The sequence below is a fragment of the Bacillus sp. FSL M8-0266 genome, from assembly GCF_038613425.1.
In the GTDB taxonomy this organism is placed as follows: Bacteria; Bacillota; Bacilli; order Bacillales; family Bacillaceae; genus Bacillus; species Bacillus pumilus.
The window spans coordinates 273,526-293,098 of sequence record NZ_CP152015.1; the positions used below are offsets into that span (position 1 = coordinate 273,526).

Sequence of the window (19,573 nt, forward strand, 5' to 3'; positions counted from 1 at the left end):
TATGCGATTTTTCATTGCAGATGATGATCGTGCAATACGCTCGATTTTAGGACAAATCATTGAGGATGAAGATTTGGGAGAGGTCGTGGATGAAGCCGATGACGGTGTTGGATTAGAAGCCCATTCATTGAATCTAAAAAAAATAGACATCCTTCTGATTGACCTTTTGATGCCTGCTAGAGATGGCATTCAAACCATTCGTCATATTCACCCTGAATTCAAAGGTAAAATCATGATGATTTCCCAAGTAGAGGCGAAAGAGATGATGGCAGAAGCCTATGAATTAGGGATCGAATATTATATTCATAAACCTGTCAATCGAATTGAGATCGTCAGTGTGATTCGAAAAGTCATAGAGCGGATCAAACTCGAGAAATCGATTTACGATATTCAAGCTTCCCTTCGCCATGTGCTGCCGTTAGAGCCTGTGATTTCTCATAATACAACGGGCAATGGATTGAAGAAAAGGACGATGAAAGAGGCGGGGGAATTTCTCTTATCAGAACTAGGAATTGTCGGAGAGAGCGGTTCTAAGGATTTACTTGAGATACTGATCTACTTACATGAAACACAGTCAGCCAATTCTCATGAGGTTAATTTCCCACCGCTAAAGCAGCTCTTTATCAAAACAGCGGAGAGGAAGCTGGATCATGGGGCAACCGATGTCGAAGTGATGAGGGAAGTGAAAGCGGCAGAACAGCGGATTAGACGCGCTATTCATCATTCCTTGAATCATTTTGCTTCACTAGGATTAACAGATTTCTCGAATCCTAAGTTTGAGCACTATGCGTCGAAGTTTTTTGACTTTACCGATGTCAGCCAAAGAATGAAAGAAATGCAGAAGACCTCATCATCCGCAGGATCAACGGGCAGAGTCAATACGAAGAAGTTTGTTCAAATCTTTTATTTTGAGGCAAAGCAGTTATTTGAGGGAATGAGCTGAAGAAAATCTCTTGGAATGATTGGAGAAAATAAACAGAAAAAGACCGCTATTCCTATGATCTGTCGTGATCTTCAAGTATCTTTATTATTTAACTGATCATTCTGATTTTTCTTTTTTCTTGAAAATAAAACTCTCTTGTGCAATCGTTTGTTAAAATAGTGAGGTTAGACTAGAATGTCGGAGGTTTTATTTTGGGAAAAATTAAACGAAATGCGCTCTGCCCTTGTGGGAGCGGAAAAAAATATAAACATTGCTGTGGTCAAAAGTCAGGCGGAGAACAAACGTCTGAGCTTGTGTTTAAGGAAGCTGTACAAGTTCAAAAGGATTTAATGAATTACGCATTCTCTAAACATCAGAGAGCCATCAATCAATTCATTAATGAGTTTTCTTTTCTTGCAGATATGGATAAAGAAACGCAACAAATCTCAGTCTTTCATTTGAGTGTATGGGGCATCTTCTTCCGTCCATTAACGGATCAGAAAGAAACCATCTTCCAAGAATTCCTGACAAAGAAAGCGGAGGATATTACCCGTCCGAAAACAAAACAAGTGGTTCAATCATGGACAGACATGGAGCCTTCTTTGCTTTTATTAAATGAAAAAACGGACGAGTCTCTTTACTTTGAGAATATGGTGACAGCTGAAAAGGTTGAAGTAGATGTAAAACCGGATCAAACAGTGCTGCCTGAAAAGGGAAGTCTCGTGCTTGGATTCCCTGTTCAATTTGAAGAAAAAGCAGAGTTTTTCATTCAATATACGATGTTTGCGAAGGAGTTTACAGATACGCTTCTTCTTCAAGTTCGTCAGCTTGTTGAAGCATATGAGGCAAATGGAGGAACGCGCAGCACATTTATGAGAGAATCATTCCCTGACGTGTTGGAGTGCTTGTTTGCAAAGCAAGAAGTAGAAGAATCAGAAACATCTGCTCAAACAGAAGGCGATACAGGCTTAACAGCAGATCGCATGGACTGGGCAAATGACGTTCAACTGGAAACAGCTAAGCTGATTGAAGACGGAATGAAGGAACACGGGGACCAAAGCTTGACTGATGGCGCTTTAACTGTGTGGAAAGCCTATTGTGATCAGAAATCACCTGTGATTCGTAAAGCAGCATCATTTGCTGCGGGAATCGAATATTACATTCATTCACTTGCAAGCGATGCCCCGCTTTCTCAAGCGCAAATAGCGAAAAAGTATGGCATTAGTGCGTCTACTGTATCGAGCCGTTTTAAAGATATTGAAAAAGCGGTGAAAGAAGAGCAAGAGGCGACTGTATAGTATAAGAAAAGACGCGGCACCTTCATTGGGCCAGCGTCTTTTTTAGTTCATGATTATCTTGTTTTAATAAAACCGCTCATGTACTGCGATGTATTGTAATCGTTAAGGTCAATTTTCCACTGACCATCCCCATTACGTTTCATTTTCACTTCGTATTCAGCCGGGCTGGAGACTGGAGGAAGCTTCTCGAATTCAGATGCGTACAAGTTTAAGCTTTTCTTATACAATTCTTCTTTAGAGCGGATCTTGCCGTTGTAAAACTCATCTCTTTGCTTGTCTAGCTTGTCTTTTAAGTTAGAAGCATCAATGCCTGTTACTTGAGCGACAACCTTCGCCTCGTCATTAGAGATGGTTTTTACACTTGTTTCTACTTTGGTTTTATCCTTCATGGTGTCTTGAATCCGTTTGTACATAGACAGAATATCACGGTCACTTACTTCATTGCCGTACATTCCGGCGCTCCTTTTGAAGTCTTTTACGAACATGTCGTGGTATTTATTCACGACATCGGATTGGTTGTCGCCCGTTAAATCTGCAAATTGATCGTTCTTTTTGTCAAAGACAATGATATCAGTATAAGCGGAAAGCGCCTTTGCAGGGTTATCCAGCTTTTTCGCTGTATCAAGTATTTTGTTTCCATCTAGGTCGATTTGGATCGAATCACTGTTTTTCTTGATGCTGTCTTGGTAAACGAACTGATATTTTTTCCCTTTGTCTACAAGGAAATAAAGAGCACCTGATTGAGATTTGCCTTTGTTCAATGAACCGAGGTCAAGACGGTCTTTACTGCCGTAAAATTTTAAATCAGATACTTTGGCATCATCCTGATAAAGGGAGAAGTCAGAGCTATATAATGATAGAGCTTTGTCACCTTTATTTGTAATCGTCAGGTTGACTTTTAGCACCAATTCATTGTCTCTAAGCGTAGTTGTTGAGTCTTCTGGTAACGTATATTCGTAGCTATCGACTTTTACCTCTGCTGTTTTTGTTGATTTTTGATCAGCGTTGCTTGATTTGGCTGAGCTCTGGCAAGCTGCAGAGATGATCATCACGAATGAAATCATGAGGAGTGCGCTTATTTTTTTAAGATTCACAGTTGATGCTCCTTTGCTTTTCTTTCGTCATTTCATTCCCGCTATCTGACTATGAAAAAAGAAACAGATAGAATGGTATATTCGGGTGTTACAGGGGAAAATCTCCTTATGACGATGTGTACTTTTCATTCTATCGAAATTCGATCATGATGAGGAATAGGTTTTAGTCCCTATCTTTGAAAGAAATTTACACAAAAATCAATAATAAAAGGAAATTTGTGAGTCTAATATACCGGTCAATAAGAATTAATTTGTAGATCTATTATCGGTTTTAAATGTTTTTTACGTAAAAATCATGAAGTGAGGGTGTTTGTGCTTCAGAGAGCAGGATACTTGAATGTTGAAAAGGTTTCATGGGAAAATAAGGATGATTAAGCAGATAAGGGAGATGAGCTTTTGAAAAAGGTAACGCTTGGACGAACTAATTTACAGGTGAATCCGATAGGGCTTGGTACGAATGCGGTAGGTGGACATAATTTGTTCCCCAACCTGAGTGAAGATGCCGGACGAGAGCTTGTGGAGACAGCTCTTGATCAAGGTGTCAATTTCTTAGATTCTGCTTTTATTTATGGGCTGGGCCGTTCTGAGGAATTGATCGGTGAGATTATTGCCAAAAGAGGCGGTAGAGAGAACCTCGTCCTTGCGACAAAGGGGGCTCATAAAGAAGTAAACGGACAAATTGAGCTGGATAACAGCCGGGACTTTTTAAGAGAGCAGGTCGAACATAGCCTGAAACGACTGCAAACAGATTATATTGATTTATACTATATGCATTTCCCAGACGGCCGGACGCCGCTGGAAGAAGTAGCAGGTACATTAAAGGAATTGAAGGATGAAGGGAAAATTAGGGCCATTGGTGCATCTAACCTTGATTTTGAACAACTTCAAGCCTTTAATCGAGACGGCTACTTAGATGTGCTTCAGTCGGAGTATTCTTTGCTGAAACGTGAGGCAGAGAAGGATCTTCTCCCATACTGCGTCGAGCATCGTATTTCCTTTATTCCGTATTTCCCATTGGCATCAGGCTTGTTGACTGGGAAATTTACGAAGGATGCGACATTTGATGATATTCGAGCAAAAGATCCGCTTTTCCAAGGCGAGGCGTTCCTTCAAAACCTCGAAAAAGTAGACAAGCTAAAGGCAATTGCACAATCAAAGAACGCCGAAACGGCACACGTCGCACTCGCTTGGCTTTTAGCACAGGACGGCATCGACGCCATTATTCCAGGTGCAAAACGAGCTGAGCAAGTTCAGCAAAACTTAAAAACAAACGAAGTTCAATTAACAAAAGAGGAAATCAATCAAATTGACCACATTTTCTCTTAATAAAAAAAGGTGCTTAGCTGCACCTTTTTTTTATGACATCGTGAGGGGGATTTTGATGACAAGCCGCAAATGTGGAGAACGGTATGTGAAATCAAGAACACCGTCTGCCTTTTCAACAAGCTGATGAATGATATACGTCCCCATTCCTTGATGATCTCCGCCTTTTGTCGAGCGGCCAAAGTTTTTGAACAAATGGTCTAACACGTGTTTTTCCATTCCTTTTGTGCTGTTTTCACAATGGATTAAAAAGAGCCCGCTCCGAATAGAGGTCGCAATCGAGATGCTGCCCTCTTTTCCGGCTTGCTTCGCTTCAATCGCTGCGTCTAAGGCATTATCAAGCAAGTTGCCAGTGAAACTAACCTGATCCGCCTTAGAAAAGGGAAGCGATGAAAAAGGTGCTTGAAGGTCTAGAGAAAGGGCAATGTCCTCTTTTTCAGCCCGTTGGAAAAAGGAATGCAGAGTTGAGGCCAAATAAGCATTTTCTCCTTTCATCCAAGGGAAATGTTTCACGTATTGCTGAATCAAATCCTTGATCTCATGCTCTTCGTTTGACGCGGAAAAGGCATTTAAATGTCTAGCTGTTTCATGATGTTTACTGCGCAGCTCAAGCAGCAATTCATTGGTTCTTGATTCTGCGTTGATCAGCTCTTGAAGCCGCCCGTTTAATCGTCTCTCCGTATGCATCATCTTCAATGCAAGGATATCTGTTGTCATGATGATCACAAAAGCCAAAAGAGAGCTCCATCCATTTCCTTGCGTCAGAAAAAGGGAAAGACCTGCACAGGTAAAGAGCACAAAAGCGCCCAACATCACATAACCACTCACATGAGGCAAAAACCTTTTGTATATGAAAAATGTATAAAGACAAATCACACAAAAAGTGAGGAGCCACAGCACTCCTGATGATAGCGGCAGAATAGCTTCAGCAGCTGCATGAAACGCAAGACCTAGCCATATGAGAGCATACATGCGGAATCCAAGATAGAAAGCGTTCACGTTCGTTCTCCTTAAAAATAATATTTCTTAAAGTATTCTAATTGCTGCTTGGTCATCATGGCTTTTTTATCTGTACCTTCAAAAGATACGATAAATGAATTTTTAGCATACGCCGAGAAGTTCTTAATGTAATGAATATTGATGATAAACGATCGGTGAGAGCGGATAAAATCTTTTTCAGCTAGATCGCCCTTTAACTCGTTTAATGTCTGATATGTCTGGATATCTCCTGTTGTTGTGACAATGGTGGTTGACCTGCCTGTTCGCTCAACAAAAATGACATCCTTCTTTTGCAGCACATGAATATCTGACTGCTGCTTAATGAGAAGCCGTCCATGAATGCTTTTCTCCTGCTTGGTTGACTTGTAGCGCTCTAAGGATTTGGCGATTCGATCGGCATGGTAGGGCTTCATAATATAATCATGTACATTCAAATCAAACGCATGGACAGCATATCCGCTGTTTCCTGTCACAAATACAACATCGACATTCAGTGCGTGAGAGTGAATGAGGTCCGCTAGTTCATAACCTGACATTCCGGGCATTTCAATGTCTGCAAACAACAGATCAATGCCTCCTTGTTTGACCTTCTCATAGGCATCCTCTGCTGACTGCGTGACAAAGACAATGTCAACAGCCTCCATTCTGCCTACAATGGCGTGCAGCTTTTCTAAATCTACTCGGTAATCATCAACGAGACCTACTTTTATCATAAAAATCACCTATGACTCTTCTTATTATTTGTCTATTTTACCATTTGTTTTTTTAAAATAGATCATTTCAAGACAGAAAAAGGACGTTTCGCGACATTTTTATGTCAGGCAAGCGTTATTTTTTCTATCATAGACTTAGGAAGTCGAAAGGGGCGAACCAAATGATTACTCTCAGCGATTGCAGCTGCTGGTTTAAAGATAAGAAAAAGGTCGTAAAAGCGATGAAACATATGACGTTCTCCGTGAAGGAAGGGGAAGTCGTTGGCATCCTAGGAGAAAATGGTGCAGGGAAAACCACATTGTTACGCGCCGTAGCCACATTGTTAGAACCTACGCACGGATCAGTCACTGTCGCAGGCTTTGATACGGTGAAAGAATCAACAGAAGTGAAAAAGCGAATTGGTGTCTTGTTTGGCGGTGAGACGGGACTTTACGATCGTTTGACGGCACGAGAAAACCTTGAATACTTTGGCAAATTGTATGGCTTAGATCAGCATGAAATCAAAGCAAGAATAGAGGATTTGGCAAAGCGTTTTGGGATGAGACAATATATGGATCGAAAGGTGAAAGGATTCTCAAGAGGAATGAAACAAAAGGTGGCGATTGCCAGAACCTTGATTCATGATCCTGACATTATTTTATTTGATGAGCCGACAACAGGCTTGGATATTACATCAAGTAATATTTTCAGAGACTTTATTCATCAGCTCAAGCAGCAAAATAAAACCATCCTTTTTTCAAGCCACATCATGGAAGAAGTCAGCCAGCTTTGTGACAGTGTCATGATGATTCATCAAGGAGAGCTTGTGTATAAAGGGACACTTCCAGAATTATATACACAGGAACAAAGTGATGACTTGAACTATATCTTTATGTCGAAGCTCGCTAGGGGGATTTCATAATGTGGAAAACCGTATTTTTAAAAGAAATGACAGATGCGCTAAGAGACCGAAAAACGCTACTCTTAACAGTGCTGATTCCTCTTTTGACGATGCTTGGATTGGTGTTCTTTTATGAAAGCATGATTGCAGATCCAGGAGATGAAACCTATACGGTCGCAGTGAATGAACCGCTTCCAACTGAAATGAATCAAATGATCAAAGAGGTCAAAAACCTCACACTTGAAACATTTGATGACCCGCAGCAAGCTGTCAAAGATGGAAAGGCGAATGCTTACCTGGAAATGCCGAAAGAGGCAGACGACATGCTTCAGCATCAACAATCATTTGCAATTAAAATTCATGGGTATACAACAGATGATGATTCGGTCATCGCGGTTCAAATGCTGCAATCCTTACTGGAGCAGTATCAAAACCAAGTCGTAGAAAAGCGTTTAGCCGCTGATCAAATCAATACGTCTGTTGTTCACCCATTTCAGGTGCAGGCTGTTGATGTAGAAGAGGGCGAAGAAGGAGAAAATGGCATGACCTCTATGCTTTTGTCGATTCTTCTTCCAATGATTTTGGTGACCTCCGTCATCTCAGGTGCTTTGCCAGCTGCGCTTGATATTGTAGCGGGTGAAAAAGACCGAAAATCCATTGAAGCGTTGTTCCTGACACCTGCCAGCAGACTCCAAATTCTTATCGGAAAATGGCTGGCTGTCTCCATGTTCGGGATTTTAAGTGGAATTGTGGCGATCGGCATGCTGCTTTTATCCACGCTGCTCTTTACAGAAAAGCTAAAACAAGCACTGAACTTTGGTGATCAAATGTGGAGCATTATCGCCGTCATGTTTGCGGCGCTTATCATCTTCTCCTTCATGGTATCTATGATTGAATTGCTGCTCAGCGTCATTTCGGGCTCAGTCAAAGAGGCACAGTCGTACATGTCGATGATCATTACACTAGGTGTGCTTCCAATGTTCTTTACCATGAGAGCAGGTGCTACGCAGCTAGATACGTATTACTTTGCAATCCCATTCCTCAATATTCATGCGCTCTGTAAGCAATTGATGTTTGGCATCATCGATCCGATGGCCGTCACTCTGACACTCGGCTCCTCAGCCCTCGCAGTCGTCATCTTGTTTGTCATCGTGAGAAGCTTGTTTATGAAAGAGAAATGGATGCTTGCGAAATAAAGAAACGCCCTCATTGATAGAGGGCGTTTTCAAGTGAATACCGATCACCGTATTTTTCAGTTTAAGAAACCGAATTGATCCAAGTTCTCTAAATAAAATTGAAAATGCTCGTTATGAATATCAACTGGATATTCTTCTAACTCATTTTCAATAATTGCACATACAATTAAAGCATTCATATACCTATCAAGCTTTTCGCAGCTAGCTCTTACTTGAGATTCTGAAATATATAATCCATCTTTACTTTCTAAAATGATATCAATTCTTCTACCTTCTTGTTCATCAAGCAATAAGTGATTATACTCCCATTCTTTGACTCTCTTGGGGTTTAAGGGATGTTCACGATTATCAAGTATTTCTTCACGATGATTCTTTTTTTCCTCATTTGAAAACAATTGAATCAATATACTTGGATCATCAATGACAAAACATTTATATATCTTAGTATATTCAAAGTGATCATCATTTACTAAATCTAAAATTTTTGTTTTTGAAAATTCTCTAGCTTTAAATTTAGACGTTATAATCTCAGCGACTCGTTCTTTAGTAAAAATCAATTGATCTTTTTTATATAAATACTGTTTATATAGCTTTTCGTAATTATACATGATTCACCTCTATTAATTATTTAACAGGACCTCCGTAGAATGAATGAGCTTTTGGAGTTCTTTTATAGGGATGCCAGTGATAATAATACCATGAGAGCAGGAGCTACGCAGCTAGATACGTATTACTTTGCTATCCCATTCTTAATATTCACGTACTATGTAAGTAATTGATGTTTGTCATCGTGAGAAGTTTGTTTATGAAAGAAAAGTGAATGCTTGCGAAATAAAAAAGCTAAAAACTTGGGACTGACCCCCGTTTTTGAGACAGGGATCAAAACACCTTTATACAGCCAATTGCCGATAGTTTATCGGTGATTGGTTGTTTAGTTTCGTTTGAATACGAATGTTGTTATAATAATAAATGTATTCTTTGACAGTGCGTTCTACGATGCTGGTCGTAGTGCGGTCAATCCTGTTAAGATAGAACGTTTCAGACTTTAGTGAGGAATGAAACGATTCGATGGAGGCATTATCAGCGGGCGTCCCTTTACGGGACATGCTCATGGTAATGCCTTTTATATGAACAGCTTTCTGATACTCGTAAGATGTATACACAGAACCTTGATCGCTATGTAACACGCAATTCTCAGGCAGTGCTGGGAGCTGATTAAGTGTGTTTAAGATAAAGTCTGTGTCCTGCTTATCACCAATCGTAAAAGCAATCACTTCTCCATTATATAAATCCAATATACTGGAAAGGTACAATTGTTTCTGTCCATAAGGCAAATACGTGATGTCCGTTACTAGTTTTTCAAGAGGGCGATCAGACTGAAAGTTCCGATCCAGTATATTACCGGCCACGGCATAGGGCTGCCCATTCTTCTTACGCTTTTTCATTTTAATCCGGCATTGCCACTGGTTTTTCTGCATGATACGTTGAACAGTTTTATGGTTAATATGCATTCTCCTTTTTAGTATGGCTGTGATTTTTCGATAACCATATCAATATTTGTGCTTTCGGCACAACGTGCCGATCTGTTTCTCTAGTTGTCTTTTAGAATGATTCTGAGTCAGATTCTTTTTCCATCTATAATACGAAGCGCGTGAGACGCCTAAATGGACACAGATGTCCAGTACCGTCATCGTTTTGTGAAATTCTTCTACCAGTTTGATTGACGTTTCCTTATCAACTTCCTTTCCAATTCGTTGTACTTTTTTAAGACTTCATTCTGTTGACTCAAATAGAGATTTTCTGCCTGCAGTCTCTCTAATTCGGAAGAGTACTCGGGACCCTTTCCATAGGTATATTGTTTTCCAACAGGCTGTTCGAACCGGTGTGTATCCCCAGCCTTATGCCACCTCACCCATGTCTGAACCTGCGTCTTATTCTTGATATTCAATTTCTGCATGATCTCTTTCATAGGTACGCCTGCCAATCTCATTTCTACAGCCTTCTGTTTGACTTCAACCGGATAACTCACTCTTGTCCCCATAGAAAAAACACCTCCATGTTTTATTTCGGATCACAACGATCCATTTTCAAACTTGAAGGTGTTTTTTATTTGTCTCATCTTATGGGGTCAGTTCCCTTGTAGATTTTATCTGCAAGTTTTTTTATATCCAGAGATTTATATAAAAGAGATTCACTATCGGGTGAAAGGAATGGCATAATGGAAGGGAGAAATTACATTATTATCCCAATTCGATTAATGAGGTGATTCGTGTATGTCTTATCAAACAGTAGACGATGATGTGCTAGAGCTATGTAATATATATGCTCAACAAACACACCATTTTGAAGCGTTTATTTTGGGGAACAGGAAAGGATTATTGGAATTAAGAAAAGCGATAGATGAGGCATTAGAAACGGGTAGTTCCGTTGCACATTTATATCCATCTGATTTTGAAGGATATGAAACGTATGTTGCTTTAGTAGACGACGAACAAAAGTTTGAGAAATTAATGGATCCTTATGTAGAGGAATACGTACAAGATGAGGATGCGGTTGATCCGGTTGAGGTGATAAAAGAGTATGAAGCTGTAAAAGAAACTCCTTCATAATAGACCGTATCTTACTTTCTTGGCTGTAATTCGGAATTAAATATAGGGATCAAACAAAAAACGATAAGAAAAAACCCCCGGCATCGGGGGTTTTTTTATTAGTTCTTGATGAACTTTTCAACTAATGAGCTTGTTTTGTAATCGTTCAAATCAAGTTTCCATTGGTCGATGTCATTTTTCTTCATGTTGACTTCTACTGTTTCTTCAGAAGAGGAAGGTCCTAATTTTTTGAACTCTTCTGGGTAGATCGAGAGTAAATATTTTTGTGCTTCATCATAAGACGCAGTACGGTTTTTGCTGTAGAACTCAGTCGCTTTTTCTTTTAAACGATCGACAAGCGGGCTTGCATCAATTGGTGTAAGAGTTACAGTCACAACGGCTTTATCACCACTGATGGCTTTTGTTTTTGTTGATACTTTTGATTTTTCAGCTAATGTTTCTTTTACAGCTTTTAGAAGCTTATCAAGGTTTTCGTCCTTCGCTGAGCTAGAAGAAATACCTGATGACGTGATGTAGCCTTGTTTGAATGATTTATCAAATTGGTTGACAACAGTTGATTTGTTATCACCTGTTAGTTTTTCGAATTCGTCGTTATTCTTACCAAAAATCATGACATCAATATAAGAAGAAAGGGCTTTTGCAGATGCTTGAAGTGTATCTGCTTTTTTCATTAAGTCTTTACCTTTGATATCGAATTCTAGTGTTTTGTCATCTTTTTTAGAACCACTACCTGGCTCTGTGTACACAAGCTGATAGTCTTTTTCTTTGTCAACAACAAAGAAAAGACCGCCTTTTGATACTTTGTCTGCATTTAGAGAGCTTGAAGATAATACTTCGTTGTAGTCATCTGGAGAGATCGTAGACACCTGTGAGTCATCTTGGTAAAGAGTGAAGTTGCTTTTATCAACGTTTAGAGGCTCTTTGCTGATATTTTTTACAGATACGTTCACTTTTAGTACATACTGATCATCCTGTACAGATGTATCGTATTGAGGTGGTAAAGTGTACTCAGCACTTTCTACCTTTACCTCTGCTGCATCAAGAGATTTTGTATCTTTTTCCTTCGTAGCTGACTTTTCTTTTCCACCACTACAAGCAGCAGCGACAACAGTGACACACAAGATCAGAAGAAACAGGGATAATTTCTTTTTAAACATGACGTGTTTTCCTCCTCGGGTTTATGATGAATTTCATTGGAAAGCTTTAGTTCATATCGTTCTTTTTGCACAAAAAGAAAAATACTGTGTGTTTTTTACTGTAGAATGAAGCGAAAGTACTGTCAATACTTCAGTGCGTTTCTAAGTTTGCACAGCTTCAAGTAGTAAAAATGACACTAAGTTGAGAGGAGAAATTTGTAAATTTATGATTTGATGTCTCCTATAAAAACTCAACATTTTATATTTTAAGGTTTTGAGTCGGATTGTTGAATAGGTTCAAATGACTGTTTTTGATAATGGTGTCGCAATTAGAAGGATTTTTATGACTTGTAAATGAGTCTATAGTAATGAATATTTTTTCCTGTTATGTGCATGATCACTTGGTTTGTGTGTTGTTGCCAGAGAGACACATGTCCAGCAAAATGTTGAGGTATTTAGACAGGCTCTCGACACTGAATGTGAGTTTTCCCGTCAAAATGGCAGTCATCTACACAGAAACCCTACATAAAATAAAAGAGAAACGAATGGAGGTGGATGTATGGCAGTGGTAAGAGCGACAAGCTCTGATATTGACCTCATGGCCAGACTGCTGAGAGCGGAGGCAGAAGGAGAAGGAAAGCAAGGGATGCTGCTCGTAGGAAATGTGGGCATCAACCGGTTGCGTGCCAACTGCTCTGACTTTAAAGGGCTGCGTACGATTCCACAAATGATTTATCAAGAGCATGCATTTGAAGCAGTCACGCATGGTTATTTTTATCAACGAGCACGAGAAACAGAAAAAACACTTGCACGGAGGAATATTAACGGAGAACGATTTTGGCCAGCAAAATTTAGCCTTTGGTATTTTAAGCCGCCTGGTAATTGTCCACCGACTTGGTACAATCAGCCGTTTGTGGCAAGGTATAAGTCTCATTGCTTTTATCAACCAACCGCTGAAACATGTGAAAATGTCTATAACACCTTTTAGTTTGATGAACAGCACAATCCTCTTAGTCAACGATTGCAGAGGATTGTGTTTTTCTTTTTTTCAAAATGGGTAACCATTGTGTATCAACTAGATGAAGCACGTGATAGGAGGAAATAAAGATGTATCAAGATTTAAAAGGAAAAACAGCCATTGTCACAGGTTCTTCAAAAGGAATCGGACAAGCCATCGCATTACGATTTGGAGAAGAGCAGATGAATGTGGTTGTGAACTATAAAGGTGATGAAGAGGGTGCTGAAGAAACGGTCCAAGCCATTCAGCAGCGCGGAGGTAGGGCGGTGAAAGTATACGCAGATGTCTCCGAAGAGGAAGGAATTCAATCCATCATGGATACAGCACTGGAGCATTTCGGAACAGTCGATGTATTCGTCAACAATTCAGGCTTTAACGGCGAAGAAGCGATGCCGCATGAGATGACGCTCGAGCAATGGCAAAAAGTCATTGATGTGAATATTACAGGCGCCTTTTTAGGGGCAAAGGCTGCAATCGCCTATATGATGGAGCATGACATCAAAGGGTCTATTTTAAATATATCCAGTGTCCATCAGGAAATACCGCGCCCGTTCAATGTTCACTATTCCACTTCCAAAGGCGGAATGAACATGATGACAAAAACGCTGGCTCTTGATTATGCGGAAGCAGGTATTCGGATCAATGCGATTGCACCAGGTACAATGGCGACCGAATCGAATGATGATTTGCAGGATGAACAGAAAAAACAAAAGCAGCTTGAAAAGATTCCGATGAGAGCATTTGGTGAACCGAAGGAGATTGGGTCAGCCGCTGCATTCCTCGTATCTAAGGAAGCTTCGTATATCACAGGCACCATTTTATTTGTAGATGGAGGAATGACGCTTTACCCTTCTCAAATCAATGATTAATCCAAAAAACATCCGCCCAATCAGCCGGCGGATGTTTTTTGTTCGTAGCGGTGTGCGGCTTTAGCTGGTTTGCCGAGTAGCATCGGGTATTTGCTTAGGAAGGAGATACATGGCACCATGAGCAGCAATGTTCCGATCGTGTAAAAGAGAGTCCAAGAAAGCTGCGCTGTATCTGCAATATTGATGCCAAGTCCATAATAAACAAGTGCTTTCATGATATCGATGCCGGCAAACTGCAAGACGAGAATCACAATGGAATTTCGACCGAGATACGTCAAAATAGGGGACGTTTTGAATTTAAAACTTAAATAAATCACGGCAGCTGAACCGAGCAGTGCACATGCATAGAAAAGAAAAAGATCACCATAGTCATTCACGCGCATATCGATTCGTGAATTAAAGCTTTGCATGTAAGCCGTCAGTACAAGCAGACCTGTACATAGAAGAAGGGTTGGGTCTGTCTTTAATTCCACAAACCATTGCTTTGCCAAAAAGCCAATTGAATAAAACACAACAGCCGTCAAGGCGACATTGGCATTCCACGGTAGACTTTGGTCTAAAAGCAAGGTAGAGGCATATCCAGCACCTCCGCAAAGGACGGTCAGTAAGATCAAGACAGCAGGTTTCTCTTTTGTCAGACGGTGCATAAAGAAAAAGATCATTTCCACTAAAAAGAGTGTCGTTAAAAACCAGATGGCTGGGTTATGCGTGAGTCTAGCTTCATCTGCATTGGATATAAAAATACCTGTAAACGGAACGAAAGGGTCAATATCCGTTTGTCCCTTAAAGGCAAAAAAACGAGTAACGGTGAACCAAAAAACATACGTAATGATGGAGAAATAGAGATAGGGCAAGAGTAAGCTCTTGGCTTTCTTCTGAATAAATGACAGAGCAGGGAGTGAGGATGATCGAAACATCATGCCGGATAGTAAAAAGAAAAGCGGCATATGAAAAGAGTAAATGAATTGCTTTAACGAATCTGGAATGGGCACATGCGCCATGACCACGAGCAGAATACCGATCCCTTTAGCCGCATCGACCCATTCGAGTCTCTTATTCATGGCCTGTCATCTCCTTCCTTCTAGCGTCGTAAACGGGTCTTTCATATGTACCTCTACTATATAAAAGGTACACCCCTTATGCGTTTACAGTTCGCTAACGATTAGAAGACACAGTTGCGATCAGATGACAGGCGGAAGGATTTTGACATCTTGATGTTACATTTCCCATTTTTTATGACAATGTAAAAAAAGAAGCCAAGGGAATTGGCTTCAAAATAATTCGGCGATTCGTTTGAAGGAGCGCTGTTTTTCTATCGGATCAAATGAATTGTTTAGAATCATGATGTCATCCGTTTGGTAGCGGTCCATCAAGCTAAGTAATTGCTCTTTCACCGTTGCCTTTGAGCCGACAATCATCCGCTGGCGGTTTTGTAACACTTTTTTCTTTTCCTGCGTGGTGTAGTGATAGGTACTGGCTTCTTCTATAGAAGGGACGCGGCTGTCCAGTCCTTTTTCAACACGCAGCAGCCATAAATCTGTACTGCTGGCGATCCGTTCGGCCTCTTCATCGGTTTCACCACAAATGACAAACACGGCAAACATAGCGTGCGGCTGGGTGGAAAAGACAGATGGAGAAAAGTGAGACCGATACGTCTCAAATGCTTGTTTGCCGCGTGCAGGGTGGATAAAGTGACCAAAAATATAGTTGATCCCAAGTTCCGCTGCCTGCACGGCACTATTTTCTCCGAGACCAAGTAGCCAAACCGGCGGATGAGCATCAACAAGCGGAGAAGCTTTGACTCCTGCATGCGGGTGCCTAGAAGGCAGGCTGTCTGATAAGTAAAATAGAAGATCCTTCAGCTGGCGGTCAAACTGAGATAGATCTTTATGCACGCCGTCTGTCAAAGCAAGTCTCGTCCTTTCAATCCCGCCCGGAGATTTGCCTACACCGATTTCTATTCGTCCAGGATACAGAGCCTCAAGCTGCCGCGTGACCTCTGCTACTTTAAAGGGGCTGTACTGCGGAAGTAAAATGCCGCCAGACCCGGTACGTAAGGTCGATGTATGAGCGGCGATATGTGCCATTAATATTTCAGGTGCTGTACTAGCGAGCCCTCTTGTGCTGTGGTGTTCAGCAAACCAATAACGCTCATACCCAAGAGTTTCCGCAAGTTGAGCCAGCTGTGTTGTGTGAATCAATGTCTTTTGCGCTGTCTGACCTTTAGGAATAGCGACTTGATCTAATATGTGAAGTGATGGCATCATCAACATCCTTTCATTTACACGGTCAATGTTCTTCATTTCAGTATAAAGAAATCCTTGAATAGAAGGAAATGAAAGGGTTTATCCTTTGATTTCATGCTTTATCTTTTCTATATCAACATACGAAAACACATCAATACGTTATTTATCAGCAAGAGCTGTGGACGAGAATTTTCGACAATGTTTCACATGAAACACTTCATTTACGACATGAACCATTTTCAACATGGATCTTTCGTTAAAAAAATATCATCTGTTTGAAACCTATCTTGAACGTAGATCGTATATACTAGTAAATAGAAAAAAGAGTAAGAGGCTCCAATGTCATTTCATGAATTTTGTCGAATTTTCATGTATGATGATTTTAATAGGGTCCATCGCTTAATAAATAGATTTTTATTATGCTGGAGGAGTGATTGATTTGGCGATTACATTAGAAAAAGGTCAACGTATTGATTTAACAAAAGGCAAAGCAGGGCTAACGAATATTCTTGTTGGACTTGGCTGGGACCCTGTATCACAAGGCGGCGGATTTTTAGGAAAGCTGTTTGGCGGCGGAGGCGGCGCTGATATTGATTGTGATGCTTCAGTGCTCATGCTGAAAAATGATAAATTTACGGAAAATAAAGATTTGATTTATTTTGGCAACTTGAAAAGCAAATGCGGCAGTGTCGAGCATACAGGTGACAACCTGACTGGTGAAGGAGACGGAGATGATGAACAAGTCCTCGTCAACTTGAGCAAGGTGCCGGGCAATGTGAATAAATTGGTGTTTGTTGTGAACATCTATGATGCACTTAGAAGAAATCAGCATTTTGGTATGATTCAAAATGCGTACATTCGCATCGTTGATCGTTCAAACAATCAAGAATTAGTGAAGTATAATTTAAAAGATGAGTATGCAGGGAAAACATCATTAATCGTCGGAGAGCTTTATCGTCACGAGAATGAGTGGAAGTTTGCGGCTGTTGGGGACGGTACAAATGATGCGAAGCTAGCCGATATTACGAGAAACTACATTTAATTAGAAGGGAGAGGTTCCTAGTGGGAATTTCTTTAGCGAAAGGTCAAAAAATTGATTTAACAAAAACAAATCCAGGTTTAACAAAAGTGGTCGTCGGTCTTGGCTGGGACGTCAATAAGTATGACGGCGGACATGACTTTGATCTAGACGCAAGTGTATTTCTTTTAGATGCGGCAGGTAAGGCAAGCTCTCCATCGGATTTTGTCTTTTACAATCAAACAACTGGCGGAGGCGGCAGTGTCGTACATACAGGCGATAACCGCACTGGTGAAGGCGACGGAGATGACGAGCAGGTCAATATCGACTTATCAGCTGTACCAGCGAGCATTGAGAAGATTTCATTTGTCATTACGATTCATGATGCGGAAGCGCGCAGTCAAAATTTCGGACAAGTCACGAACGCATATGTGCGTATTTTAAATGCGGCATCAAATGAAGAACTGATTCGCTACGATTTGGCAGAGGACTTCTCCATCGAGACAGCGATTATTGTAGGTGAATTATACCGTCATGGCGGGGAATGGAAATTCTCAGCTGTCGGATCGGGTTATCAAGGCGGACTTGCCCGCATTGCAACGGACTTCGGTTTAGATATCGGGTAACGGCTAGTTTTATATTTTCAGGAGACAGGAGAGGGACGAATATGGCGATTCAGCTTTCAAAAGGACAACGTGTCGATTTAACAAAAACCAACCCAGGGCTGACGAAAGTGATGATTGGTCTTGGCTGGGATACGAATAAATATTCTGGCGGAGCCGAATTTGATTTGGACGCTTCGGCATTCTTAGTGGATGCAAACAATCGTTGTCAGCAAGACACAGATTTTGTTTTCTATAATAACCTTCAGCACCCAAGCGGCAGTGTCACTCATACAGGTGATAACCGGACCGGTGAAGGAGATGGAGATGACGAGCAAATTCTCGTTGATTTCTCAAAAATTCCTGCTAACATTGATCGTATCGGAATTACAGTGACGATTCATGATGCAGAGACGCGCAACCAGAATTTTGGACAAGTCTCGAATGCATTTGTTCGTGTTGTAAATGAAGAGGGCGGGGAAGAATTGATTCGCTTTGATTTAGGGGAAGACTTCTCAATTGAAACGGCTGTCGTAGTGTGTGAATTGTACCGACACGAAAGCGATTGGAAGTTTAACGCGATCGGAAGCGGATTCTCTGGCGGACTTGCAGCTCTTTGTCAAAATTATGGGTTAGAAGTATAAACGAGAGAAACAAAATTCAAGAGGCGCTGCCAATGACTCATATGAGGGCCTTTTCCAAAGTGAGAAAGAAACAGCGATCAAGAATAACAGCAGGCGAAAGCCTGCTGATGCTTCTACACTTATAGGAGGAAAACCAGTTGGATATTTTGAAACATATGTTGGACACGTATGCCTCGTTTTTTGATTGGCATATGTGGGCAGAGGTATTAACAAACCCTGTCTCTTGGGGGCTTATTGGGACCCTTGTTGTGCTTGAAGGATTGTTATCAGCAGATAACGCACTTGTATTAGCTGTCATGGTGAAACATTTACCAGAAAAGCAGCGTAAAAAGGCATTAACCTACGGATTAATTGGCGCTTATTTCTTCCGTTTTCTATTCATTGGCGTAGGGATGCTGCTTATTAAGTTTTGGTGGATTAAGGTTCTCGGAGCTGCATATTTAGCATGGCTTGTCATTAAGCACTTCTGGTTAGGTGACGGCGATGACGAAGCGAAGGAATTGAAAAAAGAAGGCTGGATGATTCGTGTATTTGGCGTGTTCTGGGCAACCGTTATTTCTGTGGAAATTATGGACCTTGCTTTCTCGGTGGACAGTATTCTTGCGGCATTCGCTGTATCTGAGGAAGTATGGATTCTGCTATTAGGCGGAATGCTTGGAATTCTCATGATGCGTACAGTGGCACAGTTATTCCTTGTCCTCATTGACCGTGTTCCAGAGCTTGAGAATACAGCGTTTATTCTCATTGGAATTATTGCCATCAAAATGGGCTTAAGTGCTGCTCATATTGAAATTCCGCATGTCGCATTCTTTGCGATTATTATCCTAGCATTTATCGGGACGTTTATTGTTCATAAAATCAATAAGAAGAAACATCAAGATGTGACAAACGAAGCTGCGGCTTCAAAAGAAGAATAGGACGATCAAAAAGGAATGGAGTTGACTAGCGGCTCCATCCTTTTTTGAATCATCAGGTCATTTATTTATGTTCTCTAAACAACAGGAG

Annotated in this window: 19 protein-coding genes and 1 pseudogene; 12 read left to right on the forward strand and 8 right to left on the reverse strand. The window is 40.8% G+C overall.

Annotated features, from left to right (window positions below):
• Position 1: 1 nt before the first annotated feature.
• Positions 2-943: a response regulator gene (locus MKY83_RS01525; RefSeq protein ID WP_126741891.1), complete on the forward strand. Its 942-nt coding sequence runs from the start codon at positions 2-4 to the stop codon at positions 941-943.
• A gap of 191 nt (positions 944-1,134) precedes the next feature.
• Positions 1,135-2,220, forward strand: a complete 1,086-nt coding sequence (locus tag MKY83_RS01530) for an SEC-C metal-binding domain-containing protein (RefSeq protein ID WP_126741890.1) — start codon at positions 1,135-1,137, stop codon at positions 2,218-2,220.
• A 53-nt stretch (positions 2,221-2,273) separates the two neighbouring features.
• Here the strand turns inward: MKY83_RS01530 and MKY83_RS01535 are convergent, their stop codons facing one another.
• Positions 2,274-3,314 (reverse strand): DUF4352 domain-containing protein, encoded by a 1,041-nt coding sequence (locus tag MKY83_RS01535; protein WP_126741889.1) that lies wholly within the window; start codon positions 3,312-3,314, stop codon positions 2,274-2,276.
• 396 nt (positions 3,315-3,710) lie between these two features.
• Between MKY83_RS01535 and MKY83_RS01540 the strand changes: the two genes are divergently transcribed.
• On the forward strand, positions 3,711-4,640 hold the full coding sequence (locus MKY83_RS01540; protein ID WP_113768651.1) for an aldo/keto reductase: 930 nt from the start codon (positions 3,711-3,713) through the stop codon (positions 4,638-4,640).
• Between the two features lie 30 nt (positions 4,641-4,670).
• On the opposite strand, the gene MKY83_RS01545 is transcribed toward MKY83_RS01540, so the two are convergent.
• Together MKY83_RS01545 and MKY83_RS01550 are read right to left on the reverse strand one after the other, a co-directional pair.
• On the reverse strand, positions 4,671-5,636 hold the full coding sequence (locus MKY83_RS01545; protein WP_126741888.1) for a GHKL domain-containing protein: 966 nt from the start codon (positions 5,634-5,636) through the stop codon (positions 4,671-4,673).
• An 11-nt stretch (positions 5,637-5,647) separates the two neighbouring features.
• On the reverse strand, positions 5,648-6,349 hold the full coding sequence (locus MKY83_RS01550; RefSeq protein WP_113768653.1) for a LytTR family DNA-binding domain-containing protein: 702 nt from the start codon (positions 6,347-6,349) through the stop codon (positions 5,648-5,650).
• Between the two features lie 161 nt (positions 6,350-6,510).
• Here MKY83_RS01550 and MKY83_RS01555 point away from each other — a divergent pair, with 161 nt between their 5' ends.
• Positions 6,511-7,251 carry an ATP-binding cassette domain-containing protein gene (locus MKY83_RS01555; RefSeq protein WP_003217123.1) on the forward strand — a complete coding sequence of 247 codons (741 nt, stop codon included), beginning with the start codon at positions 6,511-6,513 and terminating at the stop codon, positions 7,249-7,251.
• Entirely contained in the window at positions 7,251-8,426 is a 1,176-nt protein-coding gene (locus MKY83_RS01560; protein WP_113768654.1) for an ABC transporter permease, read from the forward strand. Before MKY83_RS01555 ends, MKY83_RS01560 begins: the two co-directional genes overlap by 1 nt.
• 56 nt (positions 8,427-8,482) lie before the next feature.
• Here the strand turns inward: MKY83_RS01560 and MKY83_RS01565 are convergent, their stop codons facing one another.
• Both MKY83_RS01565 and MKY83_RS01570 read right to left on the reverse strand, forming a co-directional pair.
• The gene (locus MKY83_RS01565) at positions 8,483-9,034 is read right to left on the reverse strand and encodes a hypothetical protein (RefSeq protein WP_265209032.1); all 552 of its coding nucleotides are present in this window, start codon (positions 9,032-9,034) and stop codon (positions 8,483-8,485) included.
• A gap of 282 nt (positions 9,035-9,316) precedes the next feature.
• Positions 9,317-10,467: pseudogene (locus MKY83_RS01570) on the reverse strand (IS3 family transposase).
• A 232-nt stretch (positions 10,468-10,699) separates the two neighbouring features.
• Between MKY83_RS01570 and MKY83_RS01575 the strand changes: the two are divergent.
• Positions 10,700-11,035: a hypothetical protein gene (locus tag MKY83_RS01575; protein ID WP_065098732.1), complete on the forward strand. Its 336-nt coding sequence runs from the start codon at positions 10,700-10,702 to the stop codon at positions 11,033-11,035.
• A 98-nt stretch (positions 11,036-11,133) separates the two neighbouring features.
• On the opposite strand, the gene MKY83_RS01580 is transcribed toward MKY83_RS01575, so the two are convergent.
• Entirely contained in the window at positions 11,134-12,192 is a 1,059-nt protein-coding gene (locus tag MKY83_RS01580) for a DUF4352 domain-containing protein (protein WP_185108256.1), read from the reverse strand.
• Between the two features lie 538 nt (positions 12,193-12,730).
• Between MKY83_RS01580 and MKY83_RS01585 the strand changes: the two genes are divergently transcribed.
• Together MKY83_RS01585 and MKY83_RS01590 are read left to right on the forward strand one after the other, a co-directional pair.
• A complete protein-coding gene (locus MKY83_RS01585; protein ID WP_003217242.1) occupies positions 12,731-13,159 on the forward strand; it encodes a cell wall hydrolase in 429 nt (142 codons plus the stop codon).
• 119 nt (positions 13,160-13,278) lie between these two features.
• Positions 13,279-14,058 carry a glucose 1-dehydrogenase gene (locus MKY83_RS01590; protein ID WP_342487998.1) on the forward strand — a complete coding sequence of 260 codons (780 nt, stop codon included), beginning with the start codon at positions 13,279-13,281 and terminating at the stop codon, positions 14,056-14,058.
• 20 nt (positions 14,059-14,078) lie between these two features.
• On the opposite strand, the gene MKY83_RS01595 is transcribed toward MKY83_RS01590, so the two are convergent.
• Together MKY83_RS01595 and MKY83_RS01600 are read right to left on the reverse strand one after the other, a co-directional pair.
• The gene (locus MKY83_RS01595; RefSeq protein WP_342487999.1) at positions 14,079-15,119 is read right to left on the reverse strand and encodes an acyltransferase family protein; all 1,041 of its coding nucleotides are present in this window, start codon (positions 15,117-15,119) and stop codon (positions 14,079-14,081) included.
• A 210-nt stretch (positions 15,120-15,329) separates the two neighbouring features.
• Positions 15,330-16,322, reverse strand: a complete 993-nt coding sequence (locus MKY83_RS01600) for an LLM class flavin-dependent oxidoreductase (RefSeq protein ID WP_065098735.1) — start codon at positions 16,320-16,322, stop codon at positions 15,330-15,332.
• A gap of 421 nt (positions 16,323-16,743) precedes the next feature.
• Here MKY83_RS01600 and MKY83_RS01605 point away from each other — a divergent pair, with 421 nt between their 5' ends.
• From MKY83_RS01605 to MKY83_RS01620, 4 genes are all read left to right on the forward strand, one after another.
• Positions 16,744-17,346, forward strand: coding sequence for a TerD family protein (locus MKY83_RS01605; protein ID WP_044139240.1), 603 nt, complete (start codon positions 16,744-16,746; stop codon positions 17,344-17,346).
• Positions 17,347-17,366: 20 nt separating this feature from the next.
• Complete coding sequence (locus MKY83_RS01610) at positions 17,367-17,948, forward strand: TerD family protein (RefSeq protein WP_034664247.1); 582 nt, start codon at positions 17,367-17,369, stop codon at positions 17,946-17,948.
• A gap of 41 nt (positions 17,949-17,989) precedes the next feature.
• Positions 17,990-18,568 (forward strand): TerD family protein, encoded by a 579-nt coding sequence (locus tag MKY83_RS01615; protein WP_342488000.1) that lies wholly within the window; start codon positions 17,990-17,992, stop codon positions 18,566-18,568.
• Positions 18,569-18,705: 137 nt separating this feature from the next.
• On the forward strand, positions 18,706-19,485 hold the full coding sequence (locus tag MKY83_RS01620; protein ID WP_044139241.1) for a TerC family protein: 780 nt from the start codon (positions 18,706-18,708) through the stop codon (positions 19,483-19,485).
• Positions 19,486-19,573: the final 88 nt, after the last annotated feature.